Source organism: Dyadobacter beijingensis DSM 21582 (genome assembly GCF_000382205.1).
In the GTDB taxonomy this organism is placed as follows: domain Bacteria; phylum Bacteroidota; class Bacteroidia; order Cytophagales; family Spirosomataceae; genus Dyadobacter; species Dyadobacter beijingensis.
Window position 1 is genome coordinate 1053994 of sequence record NZ_KB907787.1, and the last position, 18713, is coordinate 1072706.

Sequence of the window (18713 nt, forward strand, 5' to 3'; positions counted from 1 at the left end):
TGAAGGGGAAGATTCTTCTTCTTTCTTCCTTCCTCCCTTTCATCCTTCTTCCCTTTTCCCCTTCAAAAATGCTCAGGAACTACTTCAAAATCGCTTTCCGTACGCTTTGGAAAAACCGGCTGTTTACCGGTATTAATGCGCTCGGCCTTTCGCTGGGGCTTGCCAGCGCGGGTGTGCTCATCCTTTTTATCCAGCGCGGCGTGACGTTCGATACCTTCCACCGCGATAACGACCGCATTTATTTTGTGCAGACAGCCGACGAAGGCGGCCGGTACAACCAGACGGTTTACCCAATCCTGGAACAAATGGTCAAAACCTACCCGGAAATAGAGACGGGCACGCACGTCCAGGGGTGGAACAATGTTTGGCTTAACTACAAAGGCAAGGATTTGCAGAAGGACACCAAATATGTGGACAGCACCTTTTTCGATGTATTTTCTTTTAAACTCAAATATGGCAATGCAGGAACGGCGCTGAAACGCAAGCAATCGATCGTGCTGGGTGAGCATGTGGCGGAAGCCTTGTTCGGGACGCGGAACCCTGTCGGCGAAACGGTGACGGTGGAGGATACGATGGCATTTACCGTGACGGGGGTGCTGGAACCGGTGCCTGCGAATTCGTCGATCCAGTTTGAGGTGCTGCTGCCGATTGCTAATCTGGAAGATAACAAAGGCTTTGCCGAGAATGCGGATTGGTATAATACATTTGCCACGGTATACCTCAAATTGCAGAAAGAAGCCGATGTCCGCAAGCTGGAAGCCAAATTTCCCGCATTTGCCAAAACACATTTCCATGCCGACGGCCAGAAGCGGCAGATCCGCATTGCGGCCTTGGAAGAATACATTCATTATCAGAACCCGACTTTCCGCTGGATGATTTACGGCGCGATCACGATTGCCGTATTTATTGTGCTGATTATCAGTATTAATATGGTCAATCTTAACACGGCCATGTCCTTTACCCGTGTGAAGGAGGTCGCAGTGCGCAAGGTGACGGGCTCGACGCTCGGGCAAGTGCTGGCGCAGTTCTGGATGGAATCGGCGATCGTGTTGCTAGGTTCGCTGGCGATCGCGATGGTGTTCGGGGTTTTGTACCTGGTGCCGCAATTCAACGAATTTCGGCAGGGACGCATGCAGCTGATCGTGAACTGGCAGCAGGATTCGGCCACTTTCCTCACATTGACCGGCATTATCGCCGCCATTGCATTGGTGGCCGGGACGGTTCCGGCTGCCTATCTCACCAAACTCGATTTGCGCGATACGTTGAAAGGAAAATTGTCGGGCAAGCCGGCGTCGGGTAACTGGATGCAAAGTACGCTGATCGTCGTGCAGCTGGTGATTGCGATTGTGCTGGTCGTCGGGGCGATTACCGTCCGGTGGCAGATCAATTATATGCGGCAGGCCGACACGGGTTTTAAAGGGGACAATGTGGTGGTGGTCGCTTCGGATTTGCAGTATAAGGACGAAAATGCCGCCGTTGCGCAGTTTGTGCCGATTTTAAATGGGTTAAAGCAAAATTCGAAAATCGAAAGCATCGCGACCTCGGGCATCGTTCCGACGCGCTATTGGAATAACTACAATGTATATACGACCGAGGGCAGTGACCGTAAAAACATCCGCCTGCGCCATGTCGGTACCAGCACGAACTATACCAGTACATATGACATTAAAATGGTGGAAGGCCGCGATTTCTCGGAGGATCTCGACCGCAATGGCGACCAGCATCCGGTGATTATCAATGAAGCAGCGCGTAAAGCATTCGGCTGGACTACGGCGGTGGGAAAGCGGCTTCGACAGGGCAATAATGCGGAAGTTTACACCGTGGTAGGTGTGATGAAGGATTTCCATTACGGGCCGTTGAAGGACCGCATCGAACCCCTGCTGCATTGGTACGACGGCCCGGCCGGGCTGAACAGTTACCTTACCCTGCGATTTACCGACTTGTCGCAAGCCAAGGGAGTACTCGCGGGCCTCGAACGGGACATGAAAAAAATCCCGTCGAAACGCCCGTTCCAGTTTTTCTACATGCAGGAGGAGCTCAGCAAGCAATACAACGACCTCGACGGCATCTGGAAAATGGTCAATTTCGTAACGTTGCTCGCCATTGTGATCGCCCTCGCAGGCATTTTCGGCCTCATTTCACTCGCTGCCAGCAAGCGCACGAAGGAAATCGGTATTCGCAAAGCCCTCGGCGCCAGTGTAAAAGGCATCGCCATCCTCCTTTCCCGCGATTTCGTGGTGCTGCTTATCATCGCATTGCTCGTGGGCCTGCCGCTGGCATATACCTTCGTGGCCAAATACCTTGCCAGTTTCGAATACCACGTTCAGTTGCCCTGGTATGTTTTCGTGCTGGTTGCATTGGGGGCGTTGTTACTGACGATTGTGACGGTTGGGTTTCAAGGCATCAAAGCTGCGCTGGCCGATCCGGTGAAGAGTTTGCGGAGTGAATGATATTTGTAGAAAAATGGCTAAATTTAATATCAGGTAGATTCGGTTTAGGGTCTTTTTATCCAACTAACACCATTTTCTCATGAAGTCGAAGACAACCGATGCAGAAATACTAAGCTATTTGCCGCTTTTGGAAGAAGGGGAGAAAAAGTCGTTGCTCGGTATTATCGAAACGTTTCTGAAACTGAAACAACCAGGCAGGGACGAACGGATATCAATTGAACAGTATAATGCGGAGTTGGATGCGGCGCTGGCTCGTATCAAAGCAGGGAATTATCACACACAGGAAGAAGCGGAAGCACAAATCAATGAATGGTAAACAAAAGGTATGAGATTCGCTGGGACACTACCGCGCTGATGCAGTTTAAGGAAATCTACGTTTATATTCGGAAAGACTCCTTTCAGAATGCGCTTAAATTGAAACAGAAAGTATTGGAATCTGTCCGAAAACTGAAAGCAGATCCGAGACGAAATAATCCTGACAAATTTCGAATGGATGGTAACGAAGCATTCAGATCGTTTGAAGTCTACAATATCAGAGTCACTTATTTTATTGACGATGACCAAGGTTTGATAAATATCATCAGGGTTCGCAGCGTGAGACAAGAGCCTTTATCTTATTAACAGTATTCCAGTCCAATACCGAACGAAGGTGTCCAAAAACGGACACCTTCGTTGTTTTTATATGAATTTAAGTTGTTGATAGTTAATTGATTATGAAACTGTTTGTGTTGCTGGTACAATTATTCATTCCTAATTCCCGAATGCATTCGAATTACATTAGCCATGATCAAAAACTATCTGAAAATTGCTTGGAGGAATATCTTGAAAAACAAGATGTTCTCTGTGATCAATGTCTTCGGCCTGTCGGTCGGGATGACCTGTTGCATGCTCCTGTTGCTGTATATTCTGAGCGAGGTTTCGTTCGATAAGCATCAGGAGCATGTCAATGATTTGTACCTTGTCAGGGCTGAGAATATTCAGCCCAATGGCGAGAAAATGGATAACCCGCGTGGACCGGCGCCTTATGCGCACGCGTTGAAGGCGGAATATCCTGAGGTAGTGCAGGTCACGCGCCTCTGGCAGAATTTCCTTGAAGACAAGGCCTTGCTTACCGTGGAGCAGCCGGGAAAAGCGCCCGTTTCTTTTTACGAAACCAAAGGTACCCACGTCGATTCGACGTTTTTCGATGTTTTTACCTACCAATTCCTCGAAGGCGACCAGCTTACGGCTTTGAACGATCCCTATTCGATCGTGCTGTCCGACGAGCTCGCCCAAAAGCTTTTCGGGAACGAGCCTGCATTGAACAAAACCATTAAAGTGGGCGGCAAAACCGGTGGCAACGAGAACTTTAAGGTAACCGGCGTTTACCGCGACGAAACTGCCCGGTCACACATTGATGCCCATTTCTTCGTGACTTTCAAAGTTGGCTGGATCGGCGATTACCTGCGGCAGCCGAACCTCAATTTTACCAATAACAACATGTTCTATCACTACCTACGCCTCCGGCCGGGTACTGACCAACACGCATTCAGCCGGAAACTGCCGGCTTTCATTGAGAAATATGCCCGGAAAGACCTCAAAATCGCCGGTTATGATAAAAAGCTCGTGCTGCTGCCGGTGCGGGATATCCACCTTTTCAGCCAGATCGACCGCATTGTGAGCGCCACCACGAGCTCTACCTACCTGTATGTGCTCGCGTGCATTGCTGTTTTTACCTTGCTTATTGCCTGTATCAACTTCATGAACCTAGCCACGGCGCGTTCGGCGAAACGGGCTGCCGAGGTAGGTATGCGGAAAGTGATGGGCGCCAACAAGAGCAGCCTGGTAGGCCAGTTCCTGGGCGAATCGATGGTGCTGACATTCCTCGGTTTACTCATCGCACTGGTATCAGTGGTGCTGCTGTTGCCGTTCTTCAACCAGCTGGCAGATAAAACGTTGGTGATCAACGACCTGATGCAGCCGAGGATCATCGGTGGTTTCGTGCTCCTGGCATTTGTCACGGGCTTGCTGGCAGGGAGTTATCCGGCATTCTATTTGTCGGTATTCAACCCGCTGGATGTGATCAAGGGCCGTTTTGTGAATTCCGTGTCGGCTACCGCATTGCGTCGCGGGCTGGTAGTGTTCCAGTTTGTGATTTCGATCGGGCTCGTGGTGGCTACGATCGTGATACAAGGGCAGATCCGCTTTATGAAAGACCAGCCGCTGGGTTTCGACAAGGACCAGCAGATCGTGATCCCGTTCCGCAGCGAAGAGTCACGAAAGGCTTATACCGCACTGAAGAGCGAACTTTTGCAGGACAGCCGTATTTCAGCGGCTTCCGGCACGGCCTACTATCCGGGGATTCTGAACCCGAGCGACATGTCGGTGTACCTGCCTGGGCAGACTGTTAATGATGATAATGTGGTGAAAACGAACTGGGTAGCGCCGGATTTTATGGAGGCTATGGGCTTCAAGGTGGCTGCGGGGCGGATGTTCTCAAAGGAGTTTCCGGCGGATACCAACTATAAAATGGTGGTGAACGAGGCGACGCTGCGGAAGTTCGGCGTGCCGCTCGAAAAGGCAGTCGGTCAACGGTTTCTGTTCAATAACGGCGGCGATACGCCGGGCAGCATTGAGGTGGTGGGCGTCGTGAAGGATTTTCATTTCCAGGATTTGCACAAGGCCATCGAGCCCTACGCTTTCTTCCTCAATCTGACACCCAATTATAACTACCTCATCGCGCACATCGAGGGTAAGGATGTAGCGACTGCATTGCCTTTCATCGAAAGTAAATGGAAATCGCTTGTCCCCGACGAGCCTTTTGCCTACACTTTTCTTGATGAAGATTTTCAGAAAAATTACGCGGCCGATGCCCGCACTTCCCGGCTTGTGAATGCATTTACCATTATCTCCATCCTCATTTCCTGCCTCGGACTGTTCGGCCTGGCGGCATTTGCGGCACAGCAGCGGATCAAGGAAATCGGCGTGCGGAAGGTGCTGGGCGCTTCGGTGGCGAGCATCGTAGGGCTTCTGTCGGGTGATTTTGTCAAACTGGTGGTGGTCTCGATCGTCATCGCGACGCCGCTAACCTGGTACCTGATGAACCGCTGGCTCAATGACTTCGCCTACAAGATAACGCTGCAATGGTGGATGTTTGCCGGCGCAGGGGCTTTGGCGGTGATCGTCGCATTGCTGACCGTGAGCACGCAGGCTGTGAAAGCGGCTGTGGCAAATCCAGTTAAATCATTGAAATCGGAGTAATCATGTTCAGAAACTACTTCAAAATCGCGCTGCGCAACCTTTGGAAAAGCAAGGGTTATGCATTCATCAACATTGTGGGTTTGTCCGTCGCATTCTGTGTGAGCGTTTTCCTTTTCCTGACAGCGTATTTCTCGCTTTCGTACGATAATTTCCACGCCGACAAGGACCGGATTTTCCAGCTCTACCTGTTTGCCAACGACCCCGAGCGCGTCGATCGCACGGCATCGATGCCATTCCCGATCACGCCCGCATTGAAAGCCGAATATCCCGAAATCGAGTCGATTGCCCGGGTGGTTAACGGTTCGGATGTAGTGGAATACCAGGGTAAATTTCTCGATAAGAATATCAAATTCACGGAGCCGGACTTCTTCAAAACCTTCTCGTTCCCCTTTTTGCAGGGAAATGCACAAAGCGCCTTGCAAGACCTGAGCAGCATTGTGATCACCGAAAATATGGCCAGGGCCGTGTTCGGTTCGGAAGATCCGATGGGCAAGGCGGTGAACATTGGCCTGGATGGAAATAAAAAACAATATGTTGTTTCCGGCGTACTGGCCGATTTTCCGGAAAATTCTTCCCTGCAATTCGACGCATTCCTGCGCAGCGAAAACATTGGCGGTTACCAGCAGCAGAAAGACCAATGGGACGCATTTTCGCACAATGTATTTTTGAAACTGAAGCCTGGCGTGGAGAAGCTTGCATTTGAAAAGAAACTGAGACCATTCACGGCCAAATATTTCGCGGATACATTTACCAAGCTGAAAAAGAAAGGCGCAAAACCCGACGAAAGGGGCGATCTGTATGCATTAAGACTCCAAAAACTCGAAGACATACATTTTGAGCGCGAGATTTCGGGAGGCAAGGGCGCTTCGCTGGTGTATGCGTTGATGGGCATCGGCTTGTTTATCCTGCTGATCGCCTGTATCAATTTTATCAACCTCAATGTCGCGCGTTCGTTTATCCGGGCACGGGAAGTGGGCGTGCGGAAGTCGCTGGGCGCGCTGAAACAGCAACTTTTCTTTCAGATATGGGGCGAAGCGGGCGTTGTTTGCTTCCTCGGCTTTCTGGCCGGCATTATACTGTCGATCCTGCTGTTACCGGCGTTCAATGCGACTTTCAATGCAAAACTGACCCTCGGATACATTTTCGAGCCGGATAAACTGGCGCTGCTTTTCGGCCTTTTCCTGTTTGTAACACTCCTGGCTGGCGGTTATCCCGCATTGCAAATGTCGAAATTCAATGCGGTGGAAGTGTTGAAGGGGAAAGTTTCGCTGAAAAAGCCGGGATTACTGAGGAATTCGTTAATTATCGCGCAATTCGCATTGTCGAGCCTGCTGATCTGCTGTACCATCATCGCATTGCAGCAGGTGGACCACCTGCGGAAGCAGCCGCTTGGTTTTCAGAAAGAAGAAGTGATCAGCATTCCCGTGGGGAGCAAGGTGAACGGCCAGGCGGCATTGCAACGGATGCGTAATATGCTCGCGGCCGATCCGAACGTCATAGGGGTCACCGGTTCGAGCGTGAACCTCGGGATGGGCCGCGACAGGAGTTCGTCGCGCAGCGTGCTAGGCTTCACGTTCAAAGACCGCGAAGTGAATACCGACTGGCTGCACATCAGCTATGATTATCTCAAAACATTGAATATCAAATTGATCGATGGCCGGGAGTTCAACCCGGCTTACCCGACCGACTCCATGGGCCGCGTGGTTATCACAGAAAGCATGGCCAAAGCCATTGGTGAGAAGGACCCGGTTGGTAAGTTTTTCCAGACCGACACGGCGGGGATCAAGCATCAGATCATCGGGGTCGTTCCTGACTTTAACCTGTATTCGTCCAAATCCGAGAAGAAACCGATTACAATGTACTTGTCGCATACGGACGATATCGGATACATTTTCGTGCGCGTGACGCCGCAGGGGCTGGCCGCATCGATGGAGAAACTGAAAAATGTCTGGAAGGAAATCACACCGGAATCGGAGTTTATCGGCTCGTTTATTGATGAAAACACCAATGCCTGGTACAAAGAAGAAGAGCGGCTTTCGCAAATTTTTAGTCTGGCATCGGCTGTGGCGGTGATCCTGTCGTGTCTGGGCCTTTTCGCCGTTGCATTGATCGTCATGGAACAGCGTACGAAAGAAATCGGCGTGCGCAAAGTCCTCGGTGCGAGCATTGCCAGCCTGGTTTTTGTGTTATCCAAAGACTTCGTCAAGCTGGTACTTATTTCGATCCTCATTGCGACGCCGGCCGCCTGGTACTTCATGCAGCTCTGGCTCGACAACTATCCCTACCGCATCGAAATCAACCCGCTCGTTTTCGTAGCCGTAGGCGCCGCCGCCATGCTCGTAGCGATCGCCACCGTCAGTTTCCAAAGCATCAAAGCCGCGCTGATGAACCCGGTGAAATCGCTGCGGAGTGAATAGGTAATTTAATTAATTAAGACGGAAATATGCGGCTGATACCGTTCGAATTTCTCGTCAGAAGAAATGACCGGCAGCTGTTCATGTAAAGCCACTGCTAGCAGCATTCTGTCAAACGGATCGCGGTGGTCGTCATAAAGTGGAATGGTTTGGTAGGCAAAAATTTGCCCCAGTTCCAGTGGAAGCAGCTCAAACGCATTATTTAGCAAATGCCTTGTAACCTCCTCGATGCCTACTTTGAACTGAGGAAGTTTGCCCAATTTAAGTTTAATGGAAATTTCCATCAGACTTACCGGGCTGACAAAAAGGGAATTTTGGGGATTTTCGAGAATGTTGCGGGTCGTTGGTTTAAGATTGGCGTGGTCCTCCAAAGACCAAATCACAATTTGTGTGTCAAGAAGATATTTCAAAGCATATAGTCGTTCAATTCGTCCATTGGAGCATTAAAGTCATCGGGAGTACCAATTTTGCCTTTCAAACTGCCTAAGCGGCGTTTGGAGATAACTGATTCTTCCATTTCTTCCAGGAACGTCACGACAATCTTAGATTTCTTCTGAACCGCGGGGGTTTCATCGAGTGTGATTTTCCCATTCTCATAAATTCCGCTCACCGATGTCAACATAACGATATCATATAGATTGTACTCAAAAATAGAAAATTAGGAGCCATGATCAAAAACTATCTCACGACCTCTTTCCGAAACCTTCGACGCAACTGGAATTTTACGCTGATCAACATTACCGGGCTGACACTGAGCCTGGCGTGCTGTCTGTTGATCTTTTTTACGGTACGGTATGAGCTGAGCTTCGATAGCCATCACAAGAATGCCGACCGCATTTACCGGTTGCTCAATCATAGTATCGCCGATGGGGAAAAAGGTTTTAGCGCGGGTATTCCGTTGCCGGCATTGGCTGCATTGAGGAATGACTTCCCGGAAATCAGAAACCAGGTTGCGTGCACGTACGGGTTGCGCGAAACACTTATTACTGTCACGCAGGGCACGGAGAAAAGGAAGTTTTCAGATCCGGGCTATAACATCGCTTTCGTGGGGCCGGAATATTTCAAAATGTTTGATTACCAATGGCTGAAAGGCTCACCCGCGCAGGCACTCAAAAATCCCGGTTCGGTGGTTCTGAGCCAGACGCAGGCTGCCAAATATTTCGGTGACGCGGACCCGATCGGGAAGAGCATTAAAGTGCGGAACCAGATGGATTTCACCGTCACCGGCATTGTCGCCGATCCGCCGGTGACCACCAACCTGCCGTTCACGACCATGCTTTCTTTTGCTTCGCTGAAAGAGTTCGGCGCATTTACCAACTGGGACGACTGGGTTTCGACCTACGGCGGCGGGCAAATGTACCTCATGCTGCCCGAAAATGTGAGCGAGGCACAGTTTGAACAACAGCTGCTTGCATTCAACAAAAAGTACCGTGAACCCAAGGATGCCGCAAAGCTCCGGTTCGAGTTACAACCCGTAAAAGACATTCATTTTGCCACTAAAACAGGCAACTACGCCAACCGTTCGATCAGTAAGGGCATGATCTGGGCCATGACGCTCGTCGGCGTTTTTATCCTCATCACGGCTTGCGTAAACTTTGTAAACCTTGCCACCGCGCAGGCGTTGCGCCGCTCGCGCGAGGTGGGCGTGCGTAAGGTGCTTGGCAGCACACGTGGGCAGCTGCTGCGCCAGTATTTCTCCGAAACTGGGATTATTACCGTGTTTTCGGTGATTCTTGCGCTGGTGATGGCGCAGTTGCTGCTGCCCTATGTCGGAAATGTATTGAATATCCAGTCGCAGAATGTGCTGTTTTTTAAAGATCCTTACGTGTTGCTTTGCTGCGTGGCGCTGACAGTCGTGACCACATTCCTGGCCGGTTTCTACCCAGCGCTCGTGGTGTCGGGTTACCAGCCGATCCTGGCACTGAAAGGCAAAATGCGCACGGCCGGCACGAGCCAGGCTAACTTGCGGAAGGGGCTCATCGTGCTGCAATTTTCGATTTCGCAGGTGATCCTCATTGGCACGCTCATCGCTTACAGCCAGATGAAATATTTCAGCACGATGGACCTCGGTTTTGAAAAGGACGAGATTGTCACCATTGCCGTTCCTGGTCAGCCGGAAGGCGTTTTGGAAAAATTAAGGACCGATATTCAGGCTATTCCGGGTGTAAAATCCATTGCTTTCAGCTCCTTTACACCGATGTCGAGAAGTAACTGGCAGACCGGGTTCAAGTACGAAAACGACGCCGAGTTCCTGGATTTCGAGATTGTCATGCGGCCCGCGGATACGGCCTATTTTAACACATACGGACTGAAAATGGCTGCCGGACGCATGTACCTGTCGGCCGACACGAGCCGTGAATATGTGGTAAACGAGGCATTTGTCAAAAAGCTCGGTTTTAAAAATCCGCAGGACATCATTGGTAAACGGCTGACGATCGGCGGCTCCGACTACAAACTGCCGGTGGTAGGGGTAGTAAAAAACTTCAATACCTACACTTTGCACCAGGAAATCATCCCTTGCGTGCTCACGTCCATGCGCGGAAACTACACGACTTTGAGCGTCAAACTGGATAAAAACGCCGGCCTCGAACAGGTCAGCCGCATTGAGATGGCCTGGACGAAGGCATTTCCCGACTTTTTATTCAAATACAATTTCTATAATCAGACGCTCGACAGCTTTTATGAGAAGGAGGCGAAATTCTTTTCGCTTTTCAAAATACTGAGCTTCATCGCGATATTCATCGGTTGCCTCGGCCTATATGGTGTGGTGGCATTTATGGCCGAGTCGCGTACGAAGGAAATGGGAATACGCAAGGCGATCGGCGCTTCGGTAATGAACATTTTCGGACTGTTTTCTATCGATTTTATCAAACTGGTGGTGATCGCGCTCGTGATCGCGTCGCCCATTGCCTGGTATTTTATGAATGAATGGTTGCAGGATTTCAGCTATAAAGTGAATGTCAGCTGGTGGTTGTTTGTTGTGGCGGGCCTTGCCGCGGTCTTGATTGCCCTGGTTACCGTTAGTTTCCAGAGCCTGAAAGCTGCTATGACCAATCCGGTGAAAGCATTAAGAAGTGAATAATCAACCGTTTATCATGCAACCCATGCATGCATATCCACATCTTTCGCGAAATGCTTCATTAAACTTTCATTCCCTGACCCGGCCATGATCAAGAATTACCTGGTAATCGCGCTCCGCAACCTCCTGAAAAACAAAGTTTACTCCCTGATCAATATCGTCGGCCTCGCCGTAGGTATTGCCGTGACGATGCTGATCGGTCTCTGGGTTTGGGATGAACTTTCGTACAATAAGTACCACAAAAATTACGACCGCCTCGTGCAGGCGTGGATCAGTCAGACGTTCAACGGCCAAACCGGTACCGGAACGGCCGTTTCGCAGCCGTCGGTGATTGAAATGGCCACCAAATATTCGGCGGATTTCAAGCATACGTCGCTCGCCAGCTGGAACTACGGACATTTGCTGGCCAATGGCGACAAGAAAATCAACAAATCGGGCATGTGGGCGCAGCCAGCGTTTCCGGAAATGCTGGGCCTGAAAATGCTCCGGGGCGACTACAATGCCCTTAAAAATCCGGGTTCGGTCGTGATTTCCGAATCGCTGGCGAAGGCATTGTTCGGCAACGACGACCCGCTGAACAAAGCGTTGAAACTGGATATTAAAAAAGATGTGAAGGTGACGGGTGTGTATGAGGACATTCCGTTCAATTCCAGTTTCAACGAGCTGTTCCTGATTCTGCCGTGGAGCGATTACCTGCAATCGGAAGGCTGGGTGAAGGATGCGCAAACACAATGGGGTAACCACTCGTTCCAGTGGTTCGCGCAGGTGGCCGACCATGCCGATATCGCCACGGTGTCGCGCAAGATCCGGGATGTGGAAATGCCGCACGCATTTTCCAAAACCGACAAGCCCCAGTACCTGCTCCATCCCATGAGCCGCTGGCATTTGTATTCCGATTTCAAAGACGGGCAGAATGTGGGCGGGCGCATTCAGTTTGTGTGGCTTTTCGGCATTATCGGTGCATTCGTACTGCTGCTGGCCTGCATCAATTTCATGAACCTCAGCACGGCACGTTCCGAAAAGCGGGCAAAGGAAGTAGGCATCCGTAAATCGATCGGTTCACTGAAAAGCCAGCTGGTATTCCAGTTTCTCAGCGAGTCGTTTCTGGTCGTCATGTTTGCGCTGGTACTCGCGATATTGATCGTGCTCATTTCGCTTCCGGCATTCAACAACCTCGCGGGCAAGCATGTGAAGTTCCCGTTCTTCTACCCGCTATTCTGGCTCGGGCTCATTGTTTTTGCCTTGTTCACGGGGCTTGTGGCGGGCAGTTATCCGGCGTTCTATCTGTCATCGTTCAACCCGTTGTCGGTTTTGAAGGGTACTTTCAAAGTAGGTAAATACTCGGCCGTGCCGCGGAAGGTGATGGTCGTTGTCCAGTTTACAGTCTCGATCACGCTCATTATCGGCACCATTATCGTGTTTCAGCAGATCAATCATGCCAAAAACCGGCCTGTGGGTTACAATCGGCAGGGTCTTTTGCAAGTGAATATTTCGCCTAATCTGTGGGGGAAATACTATCCGCTGCGCGACGACCTGATCAAAACGGGCGCGGTGTACGAAATGAGCGAATCGTCGAGCCCTACTACCGGTATTTATTCCAACCAGATCGGTTTCGAATGGGAAGGAATGGAGCCCGGCTCGCTGCCTTTGTTCGGTACGATTGCCTGTACGCACGATTTCGGGAAAACCATCGGTTGGAAAATCATCGACGGCCGCGACTTTTCCCGTGAATATTCGACCGATACAGCCGGTTTTGTCCTCAATGAATCGGCGGTAAAGCTGACGGGCATCAAGAACATTATTGGTAAAACGATCCGCTACAATGGCAAACCGCGGCAGGTGGTAGGGGTGATCAAGGATATGGTGATGCAGTCGCCGTACGAGCCGGCCGTGCCTACGATATTTATGCTCAACTACGAATGGGCGAACCTGATCAACGTTAAACTGACGCCGGGCGCGTCGGTAGATAAGGCATTAAAGAAAGTGGAAGCCGTGTTCCGTAAGCACGATCCCGATTCTCCGTTCGAATTCAAGTTCGCCGACGAGGAATACGATGCCAAGTTCCGGGCCGAAGAGCGGATAGGAAAGCTGGCGAGGGTGTTTGCCGTGCTGGCGGTATTCATTTCCTGCCTCGGGTTGTTTGGCCTGGCAGCCTACACGGCAGAGCAGCGCACGAAAGAAATCGGCATCAGAAAGGCATTAGGCGCCAGCGTAGCGCAAATGTGGGCGATGCTGTCCAAAGAATTTGTATACCTGGTGATCATCTCCTGCGTCATCGCCTCGCCGATCGCGCTCTATTTCCTGAGCGACTGGCTCGATAAATACGAATATCACATCCAACTGAGCTGGATCGTGTTCGTCGTAGCGGCACTGCTTGCCGTAGCGATCACTTTGCTCACGGTAAGTTTCCAGGCGATTAAAGCAGCATTGATGAACCCGGTGAAGTCGTTGCGGAGTGAATGACGTTAACGGCGATTACCAAACGACCTGCGCTTCGGTATACAGCGGAAATTTGGGGTCGTCCGAGAGAATGCTCAATTCCTGCTGTATCGCAGTGGCAATTATTAAACGGTCGAACGGATCACGGTGTTCTTCAAAAAGCGGGAGGGCATTATAGGCCGTTAACTGCGCTGCGGTGATACGGATCGTGTCAATCCGATTGGCAGCCGCCTTGGCAAAAACCACTTCAACAGGATCGGGGAGCACCAGCTTCCCGATCTTTATTTTAATGGCCATTTCAAACCAGCTGACTGCATGAACGAACACATCGTTCGCCAGATTTTCTATGAGTGATTTGGCTTTGGGAGATAGCTTGGGGTTGTTTTCCAGGAACCAGATCAGCGTGTGTGTGTCTAATAATACCCTCATTTACATATATTCTTTTAAATCGTCCAGCGGCTCGTCGAAGTCATCGGCCATCCAAACTTTTCCTGTCAGTATTCCGGCTTTGCGCTTTTTCATGGGTTTGATGTCCTGATCCGGAAAGGTAATGGTTACCTCTGTCCGCACCTGCACAGGTGGTTTGCCAACCAGCGTCACTTTCCCGTTTTCATAAATTCCTTTGACCGTCGTATCCATGATCGTAGCGTTTTTTGCCTTATTCAAATTTAAAAACAATAGCATGCATTAGCAATTCCATCCAGCAGGCGGTAACCGCTTTCGTCGACTGAAACCACCCGACTATCTACTCACAGTGACATTTCGCAGATTGTGTTTCCGGTGCGTTAAACTTGGAGGGGAAATGTGCCTCTAAAAGACAAATAACCACAATTTAAACATTTGGAAACCATGAAAAAGATCATTTTGGCCATCGCAGCTATCGTAACTTTGACCGCTGGAAATACTTTCGCGCAGCGCTATAACAGACCGAACCCCGTAGTGATCGACGCCCGCGCCGACAATGCTTACGAGGAATTCCAGATCAACAAGCTGGACCAGATCGTGAAGCTGAGCCGCAAACAGGAAAACCAGATCAAAAAGATCGAAAACAAATACGATCGTCTGGCCGGCAAGAATAAAAGATTCCAGACTTATCAGGGCATGAAACGTTTCGAAGAGGAGAAACAAAAAGAGATCCTGGCCGTGCTGACGCCCGCGCAACGTCAACGTTTGTTCGCCTACCAGCATCGCTTCGAAAACCGTTACAACCGCAGAGGATAACCGCTTAACCGAGTAGCCATGAACGAACGGCCGGGTCAGATGACCTGGCCGTTTTTATTGCCGAACACCCATTTGTTGCGCAGGAAATAATCCAGCAGCAACAGGGAAGCCAGGCCGATAATGGTAAGCATATAGGGCTGCGGGATCACAGGTACTTTTTCTAGCGACATGGACCCTGCCGGCAGGATACTCTTCCAGGTGCCGGAAAACAGCGGCTGGTCGTTGCCCGGGATAAAGAAGCAGGCAATAAGTACCGCCGCCCACGCCGCCGCAACCCAGTACCACATTCTCCGAGCGACGAACGGCCTGGGGGCGGGCACGGGCTCGCCCGCCCGGATCTGGGCCATAATATCGGCGCTGAATGCGAGGGAAGGCATTTCCAACGCATTTTGCTGCACTACCGCACTGAATGCCGCTTCCTCCCGCACGCGCTGCATGACCGCGCGCATGAAGTCGTCGGACGGCGCTTCCGTACCTGTCTCGCGGATCAGTTTCCGAAAATGCGCATCGTTATCGTGTTCCATCAGCTCCATATTTACCGCCTTATAATAAAAACTGCAATTCTTTTTCCAACGCCTTCCTCGCCCTGAACAATTTGACCTTCACATTGCTGTTGGAAAGGCCGGTAATCTGCTCGATTTCCTCGATCGGGCTTTCGTTCAGGTAGAACAGCGTGATAATGAGCGCCTCCATTTTGGGTAGGCGGTTAATAGCCGCTTTTACAAACTGTTCGCGCTCGCGGGCCTGCATCGCTTCGAGCGGCGCGGGCGTGTGTTCGCAGGCGTAAGTTTCTTCCAGATCGTCTGCGGCATTTCTGGGGATCTTCGGGATCGTGTACGTGTTTCTGATGACCCGCCACCGCGAGCGTATCGCATTAATCGAGAAAGGCGCCGACGCATCTATTTTTACAGCTAAAAACGGCAAATTCTATCCCACACTTAAATTCGGCATGCTCTTCGTCGGCATCGCGCTCGGTATCCTGTTGGGAAACTGGCTTGGCAGAGAATATGATTTCAGCAAGGGCGCGGCCTACCTTGCGATGTATTCCTCTTCGGCGGTATCAGCCTTATCCTGAACTTCCTGATCGAAAGGTGCCTGAATGATTTGGGGCACCGGGAATAGCAATTTCGATCCAACCGGTCATCCACAGTTTCTTACCGTTCATCATTTACTCCAAAAAATCAGGCATAGTACCTTGCATCACAAAGTACCTTCCAATACATTTGTTCCATTAGAATTTTGAATTGTGCGATCGTATATCAATATTAGAATTATATTAAATTAATTGATATATAAAGCATTTTATAAAAAGCGCTGAAAACGCGCTTAACGGGATTCCTATGCCTTAAAAATCTATTAGCCATGAAATTTTTTCCCATGAAAACACTGCTCCAACTCCTATTTTCAATCCTGATCTCCGGTCTGATCTGTGGCCGGAGCGCCCACGCGCAAAATGCGCCCACCGGAAAAAGCATTCAAGGTATTGTTACCGATTCCGTCAGCGGCAAAGTACTGGATTTCATTACATTGAACCTCATGAAGGACAAGAATACGGCAGTGAAAGCCGACTTTTCCAAAACCGACGGTTCATTCGTATTCCGGAACCTGAAACCGATGAAATATGCCCTCGTGGTGGTGGGTGTGGGATACAAAACGAAAAGTATAGACGTCGACCTGACCGATAGTTCACGGCAGGAAGTAGATCTGGGAAATATCACGATCGCTCAGCAAACGGTAGGTTTGAAAGAAGTAACGGTCACCGCCGCGAAGCCTATCGTGAAACAGGAGGTGGACCGCATTTCGTACGACCTCGAAGCCGACCCCGAAAGCAAAGTTTACAGCGTGCTCGAAATGATGCGGAAAGTGCCGTACCTGTCGCTGGACGCAGAGGATAATATTGCGCTTAAAGGCAATACCGATTTCAAGATCCTGATCAACGGAAAGCCTTCGAGCATGGTGGAGCGGAGCTATAAGGACGTGCTGCGGAGCATGCCGGCGTCGTCTATCGTGCGCATCGAGGTGATTACCACACCGCCTGCAAAATACGACGCGGAGGGCCTGGCGGGTATTATCAACATCATTACCAACAAAAAAATCGACAACGGGTATAACGGCACGCTCAATGTGAGCGAACGCTTCCCGACGGGCGGTCCGGGAGTCGGTGGCTCGCTCTCGGCCCAGCTCGGGAAGATCGGAATGTCGCTGAATGCGGGTTTGAACCAATATAAGAACCCGTCGACGCAGACGATTTCCAACCGCACGACCTACGGGACGAACCCGACAGACCTCGACCAGCGTGGCTGGAACGAATCCAACAACAAGAACGGCTATATCGGCTATGAGATCACGTACGAGATCGATACGCTGAACCTTTTGAGCGCGCAGCTGAATGTGAATGGTGGTAAAAACCGTTTCAACAGTTTCCAGGCGTCGCTGCTGAACGCCGGGGACGAAATCCTGGAACGCTACAACGTGTCCAACCGCAACACCGACAATGGTAATGGCCGGGACGCCGCTATCAATTATCAAAAGGGTTTCAAGGCCGATAAAAACCGGTTGCTGACATTCTCTTACCGCTATTATGGCTACGACAACAAGCAGAAAGGCAATCTCACGATTGCGAACCGCATCAATTACGACCGCCCCGACTACCGCCAGCTGAACGACCAGAGCTTTTCGGAGCAGACATTCCAGGTGGACCTCGTGTACCCGGTCAAAAAGCTGAACATCGAAGCGGGTTTGAAAGGCATTATGCGTGACAACAAGAGCGACTTTCAGTACCTGATCTTCGATCCCGAAACGAATACTTATAAGGTGGACGGCGGGATGAGCAACAAATACAACAACATGCAGAATGTGTTCGGCGCTTATAACACCTATCAGTATAATTTCAAAAACTGGGGCGTGAAAGCCGGTGCACGTGTAGAGCAGACCGTGATCGATGCCGACTTCATTTCCACGGATTCGAAGGTGGAGCAAAACTACTTCAACTTCATCCCGTCGGTGTCGGTGAACCGGAAGCTTATGAACAATGCGGGGATCAATTTGGGCTATACCAAACGCATTCAGCGCCCCGGTATCTGGCAGCTCAATCCGTTTGTGGACCGTTCCAATCCTAGCTACGAACGCACCGGTAATCCCGACCTGCGGCCCGCTTTTGTGAATGACATTCAGCTGGGTTACAACAAGGCGAAGAAAGGGAACTTTAATATCGGGCTCGGCTACACGCATTTCAAAGACCTTATTTTCCCGATTGCCGTTTTCAATCCCGAAACGCAGGTTACCCGGACGTCTTACGGCAACACCGGCCGGGCGCGGCTCTTCAGCGGTAACCTGAATGTCAATTATCCGCTCACGAAAAAGTGGAATTTCAGTACCAACCTCCGCATTGCCCACGGCAAAGTGACGGGGATCGTGAACGGCTCCGAGATCACCAATAGCGGCATTATGTACCAGCTGGCCGTCTCCACCGGCTACCGCCTTCCGAAAGAATGGCGTGTGAATGCGAACCTGAATGCGAACGGCCCCGGTGTGAACCTGCAAGGCACGACCAATTCGATCGCGAGCACGTCGTTCAGCGTGAATAAGGACGTGATAAAGGATAAACTGTCGCTTTCCGCGGCGGTAAGCAATCCATTCACCAAATTCAGAAGATACCATAACGAAACCTTCGGACCGGATTTCGACCAGTTCACCGACCGCTGGGCATATTTCCGCTCATTCAATTTCAGCCTGAACTACAAATTCGGCAAGCTGAAAGACGGTATCAAAAAGAACAAGCGCGGCATTCGTAACGATGATGTGCAGAACGGGAACTAATCTTTGCGCAATTCATGGATGGTAAACACTATGCGAAATTGCACCCCGGCT

16 protein-coding genes are annotated in these 18713 nt (G+C 50.6%); 10 read left to right on the plus strand and 6 right to left on the minus strand.

Annotated features, from left to right (window positions below):
* Positions 1 to 68: 68 nt before the first annotated feature.
* The 5 genes from H144_RS0111625 (at position 69) to H144_RS0111645 (ending at position 8107) form a co-directional block, all read left to right on the plus strand.
* Entirely contained in the window at positions 69 to 2450 is a 2382-nt protein-coding gene (locus tag H144_RS0111625) for an ABC transporter permease (protein WP_019942238.1), read from the plus strand.
* A 79-nt stretch (positions 2451 to 2529) separates the two neighbouring features.
* The gene (locus H144_RS0111630) at positions 2530 to 2766 is read left to right on the plus strand and encodes a hypothetical protein (protein WP_019942239.1); all 237 of its coding nucleotides are present in this window, start codon (positions 2530 to 2532) and stop codon (positions 2764 to 2766) included.
* Positions 2760 to 3071: a type II toxin-antitoxin system RelE/ParE family toxin gene (locus tag H144_RS0111635; protein WP_019942240.1), complete on the plus strand. Its 312-nt coding sequence runs from the start codon at positions 2760 to 2762 to the stop codon at positions 3069 to 3071. The genes H144_RS0111630 and H144_RS0111635 overlap by 7 nt, the downstream gene beginning before the upstream one ends.
* Before the next feature lie 162 nt (positions 3072 to 3233).
* Positions 3234 to 5690: an ABC transporter permease gene (locus tag H144_RS0111640; RefSeq protein WP_019942241.1), complete on the plus strand. Its 2457-nt coding sequence runs from the start codon at positions 3234 to 3236 to the stop codon at positions 5688 to 5690.
* Between the two features lie 2 nt (positions 5691 to 5692).
* Positions 5693 to 8107 carry an ABC transporter permease gene (locus H144_RS0111645; protein ID WP_019942242.1) on the plus strand — a complete coding sequence of 805 codons (2415 nt, stop codon included), beginning with the start codon at positions 5693 to 5695 and terminating at the stop codon, positions 8105 to 8107.
* Positions 8108 to 8112: 5 nt separating this feature from the next.
* Here the strand turns inward: H144_RS0111645 and H144_RS0111650 are convergent, their stop codons facing one another.
* Both H144_RS0111650 and H144_RS0111655 read right to left on the minus strand, forming a co-directional pair.
* Positions 8113 to 8514 (minus strand): type II toxin-antitoxin system VapC family toxin, encoded by a 402-nt coding sequence (locus tag H144_RS0111650; RefSeq protein ID WP_019942243.1) that lies wholly within the window; start codon positions 8512 to 8514, stop codon positions 8113 to 8115.
* Positions 8511 to 8726 carry a hypothetical protein gene (locus tag H144_RS0111655; protein ID WP_019942244.1) on the minus strand — a complete coding sequence of 72 codons (216 nt, stop codon included), beginning with the start codon at positions 8724 to 8726 and terminating at the stop codon, positions 8511 to 8513. Before H144_RS0111655 ends, H144_RS0111650 begins: the two co-directional genes overlap by 4 nt.
* A gap of 45 nt (positions 8727 to 8771) precedes the next feature.
* Between H144_RS0111655 and H144_RS0111660 the strand changes: the two genes are divergently transcribed.
* Both H144_RS0111660 and H144_RS0111665 read left to right on the plus strand, forming a co-directional pair.
* A complete protein-coding gene (locus H144_RS0111660) occupies positions 8772 to 11186 on the plus strand; it encodes an ABC transporter permease (RefSeq protein WP_019942245.1) in 2415 nt (804 codons plus the stop codon).
* Positions 11187 to 11270: 84 nt separating this feature from the next.
* On the plus strand, positions 11271 to 13646 hold the full coding sequence (locus H144_RS0111665; RefSeq protein ID WP_019942246.1) for an ABC transporter permease: 2376 nt from the start codon (positions 11271 to 11273) through the stop codon (positions 13644 to 13646).
* A gap of 12 nt (positions 13647 to 13658) precedes the next feature.
* Here H144_RS0111665 and H144_RS0111670 read toward each other — a convergent pair whose 3' ends face one another.
* Together H144_RS0111670 and H144_RS0111675 are read right to left on the minus strand one after the other, a co-directional pair.
* Complete coding sequence (locus tag H144_RS0111670) at positions 13659 to 14051, minus strand: type II toxin-antitoxin system VapC family toxin (protein WP_019942247.1); 393 nt, start codon at positions 14049 to 14051, stop codon at positions 13659 to 13661.
* Entirely contained in the window at positions 14052 to 14261 is a 210-nt protein-coding gene (locus H144_RS0111675) for a DUF2281 domain-containing protein (RefSeq protein ID WP_026350620.1), read from the minus strand.
* 210 nt (positions 14262 to 14471) lie between these two features.
* On the opposite strand from H144_RS0111675, the gene H144_RS0111680 reads away from it, so the two are divergent.
* A complete protein-coding gene (locus tag H144_RS0111680; protein ID WP_019942249.1) occupies positions 14472 to 14843 on the plus strand; it encodes a hypothetical protein in 372 nt (123 codons plus the stop codon).
* A gap of 35 nt (positions 14844 to 14878) precedes the next feature.
* Here H144_RS0111680 and H144_RS0111685 read toward each other — a convergent pair whose 3' ends face one another.
* Positions 14879 to 15367: a hypothetical protein gene (locus H144_RS0111685; RefSeq protein ID WP_157504629.1), complete on the minus strand. Its 489-nt coding sequence runs from the start codon at positions 15365 to 15367 to the stop codon at positions 14879 to 14881.
* Positions 15368 to 15386: 19 nt separating this feature from the next.
* Entirely contained in the window at positions 15387 to 15767 is a 381-nt protein-coding gene (locus tag H144_RS0111690) for an RNA polymerase sigma factor (RefSeq protein ID WP_157504631.1), read from the minus strand.
* Here H144_RS0111690 and H144_RS35010 point away from each other — a divergent pair.
* Together H144_RS35010 and H144_RS0111700 are read left to right on the plus strand one after the other, a co-directional pair.
* Positions 15691 to 15918, plus strand: coding sequence for a DUF6249 domain-containing protein (locus H144_RS35010; protein ID WP_308425686.1), 228 nt, complete (start codon positions 15691 to 15693; stop codon positions 15916 to 15918). The two genes, H144_RS0111690 and H144_RS35010, sit on opposite strands and share 77 nt — an antisense overlap.
* Before the next feature lie 302 nt (positions 15919 to 16220).
* The gene (locus tag H144_RS0111700; RefSeq protein WP_229207885.1) at positions 16221 to 18662 is read left to right on the plus strand and encodes an outer membrane beta-barrel family protein; all 2442 of its coding nucleotides are present in this window, start codon (positions 16221 to 16223) and stop codon (positions 18660 to 18662) included.
* Positions 18663 to 18713 lie beyond the last annotated feature (51 nt).

Excerpts from the sequence above, each read along its gene's own strand:
- H144_RS0111700 (WP_229207885.1), top strand. The coding sequence starts at position 16,221 with ATGAAAACACTGCTCCAACTCCTATTTTCAATCCTGATCTCCGGTCTG.
- H144_RS0111680 (WP_019942249.1), top strand. The coding sequence starts at position 14,472 with ATGAAAAAGATCATTTTGGCCATCGCAGCTATCGTAACTTTGACCGCT.
- H144_RS0111635 (WP_019942240.1), top strand. The coding sequence starts at position 2,760 with ATGGTAAACAAAAGGTATGAGATTCGCTGGGACACTACCGCGCTGATG.
- H144_RS0111630 (WP_019942239.1), top strand. The coding sequence starts at position 2,530 with ATGAAGTCGAAGACAACCGATGCAGAAATACTAAGCTATTTGCCGCTT.
- H144_RS0111625 (WP_019942238.1), top strand. The coding sequence starts at position 69 with ATGCTCAGGAACTACTTCAAAATCGCTTTCCGTACGCTTTGGAAAAAC.
- H144_RS0111660 (WP_019942245.1), top strand. The coding sequence starts at position 8,772 with ATGATCAAAAACTATCTCACGACCTCTTTCCGAAACCTTCGACGCAAC.
- H144_RS0111670 (WP_019942247.1), bottom strand. The coding sequence starts at position 14,051 with ATGAGGGTATTATTAGACACACACACGCTGATCTGGTTCCTGGAAAAC.
- H144_RS0111645 (WP_019942242.1), top strand. The coding sequence starts at position 5,693 with ATGTTCAGAAACTACTTCAAAATCGCGCTGCGCAACCTTTGGAAAAGC.
- H144_RS0111675 (WP_026350620.1), bottom strand. The coding sequence starts at position 14,261 with ATGGATACGACGGTCAAAGGAATTTATGAAAACGGGAAAGTGACGCTG.
- H144_RS0111655 (WP_019942244.1), bottom strand. The coding sequence starts at position 8,726 with ATGTTGACATCGGTGAGCGGAATTTATGAGAATGGGAAAATCACACTC.
- H144_RS0111665 (WP_019942246.1), top strand. The coding sequence starts at position 11,271 with ATGATCAAGAATTACCTGGTAATCGCGCTCCGCAACCTCCTGAAAAAC.
- H144_RS0111640 (WP_019942241.1), top strand. The coding sequence starts at position 3,234 with ATGATCAAAAACTATCTGAAAATTGCTTGGAGGAATATCTTGAAAAAC.
- H144_RS0111685 (WP_157504629.1), bottom strand. The coding sequence starts at position 15,367 with ATGGAACACGATAACGATGCGCATTTTCGGAAACTGATCCGCGAGACA.
- H144_RS35010 (WP_308425686.1), top strand. The coding sequence starts at position 15,691 with ATGACCCGCCACCGCGAGCGTATCGCATTAATCGAGAAAGGCGCCGAC.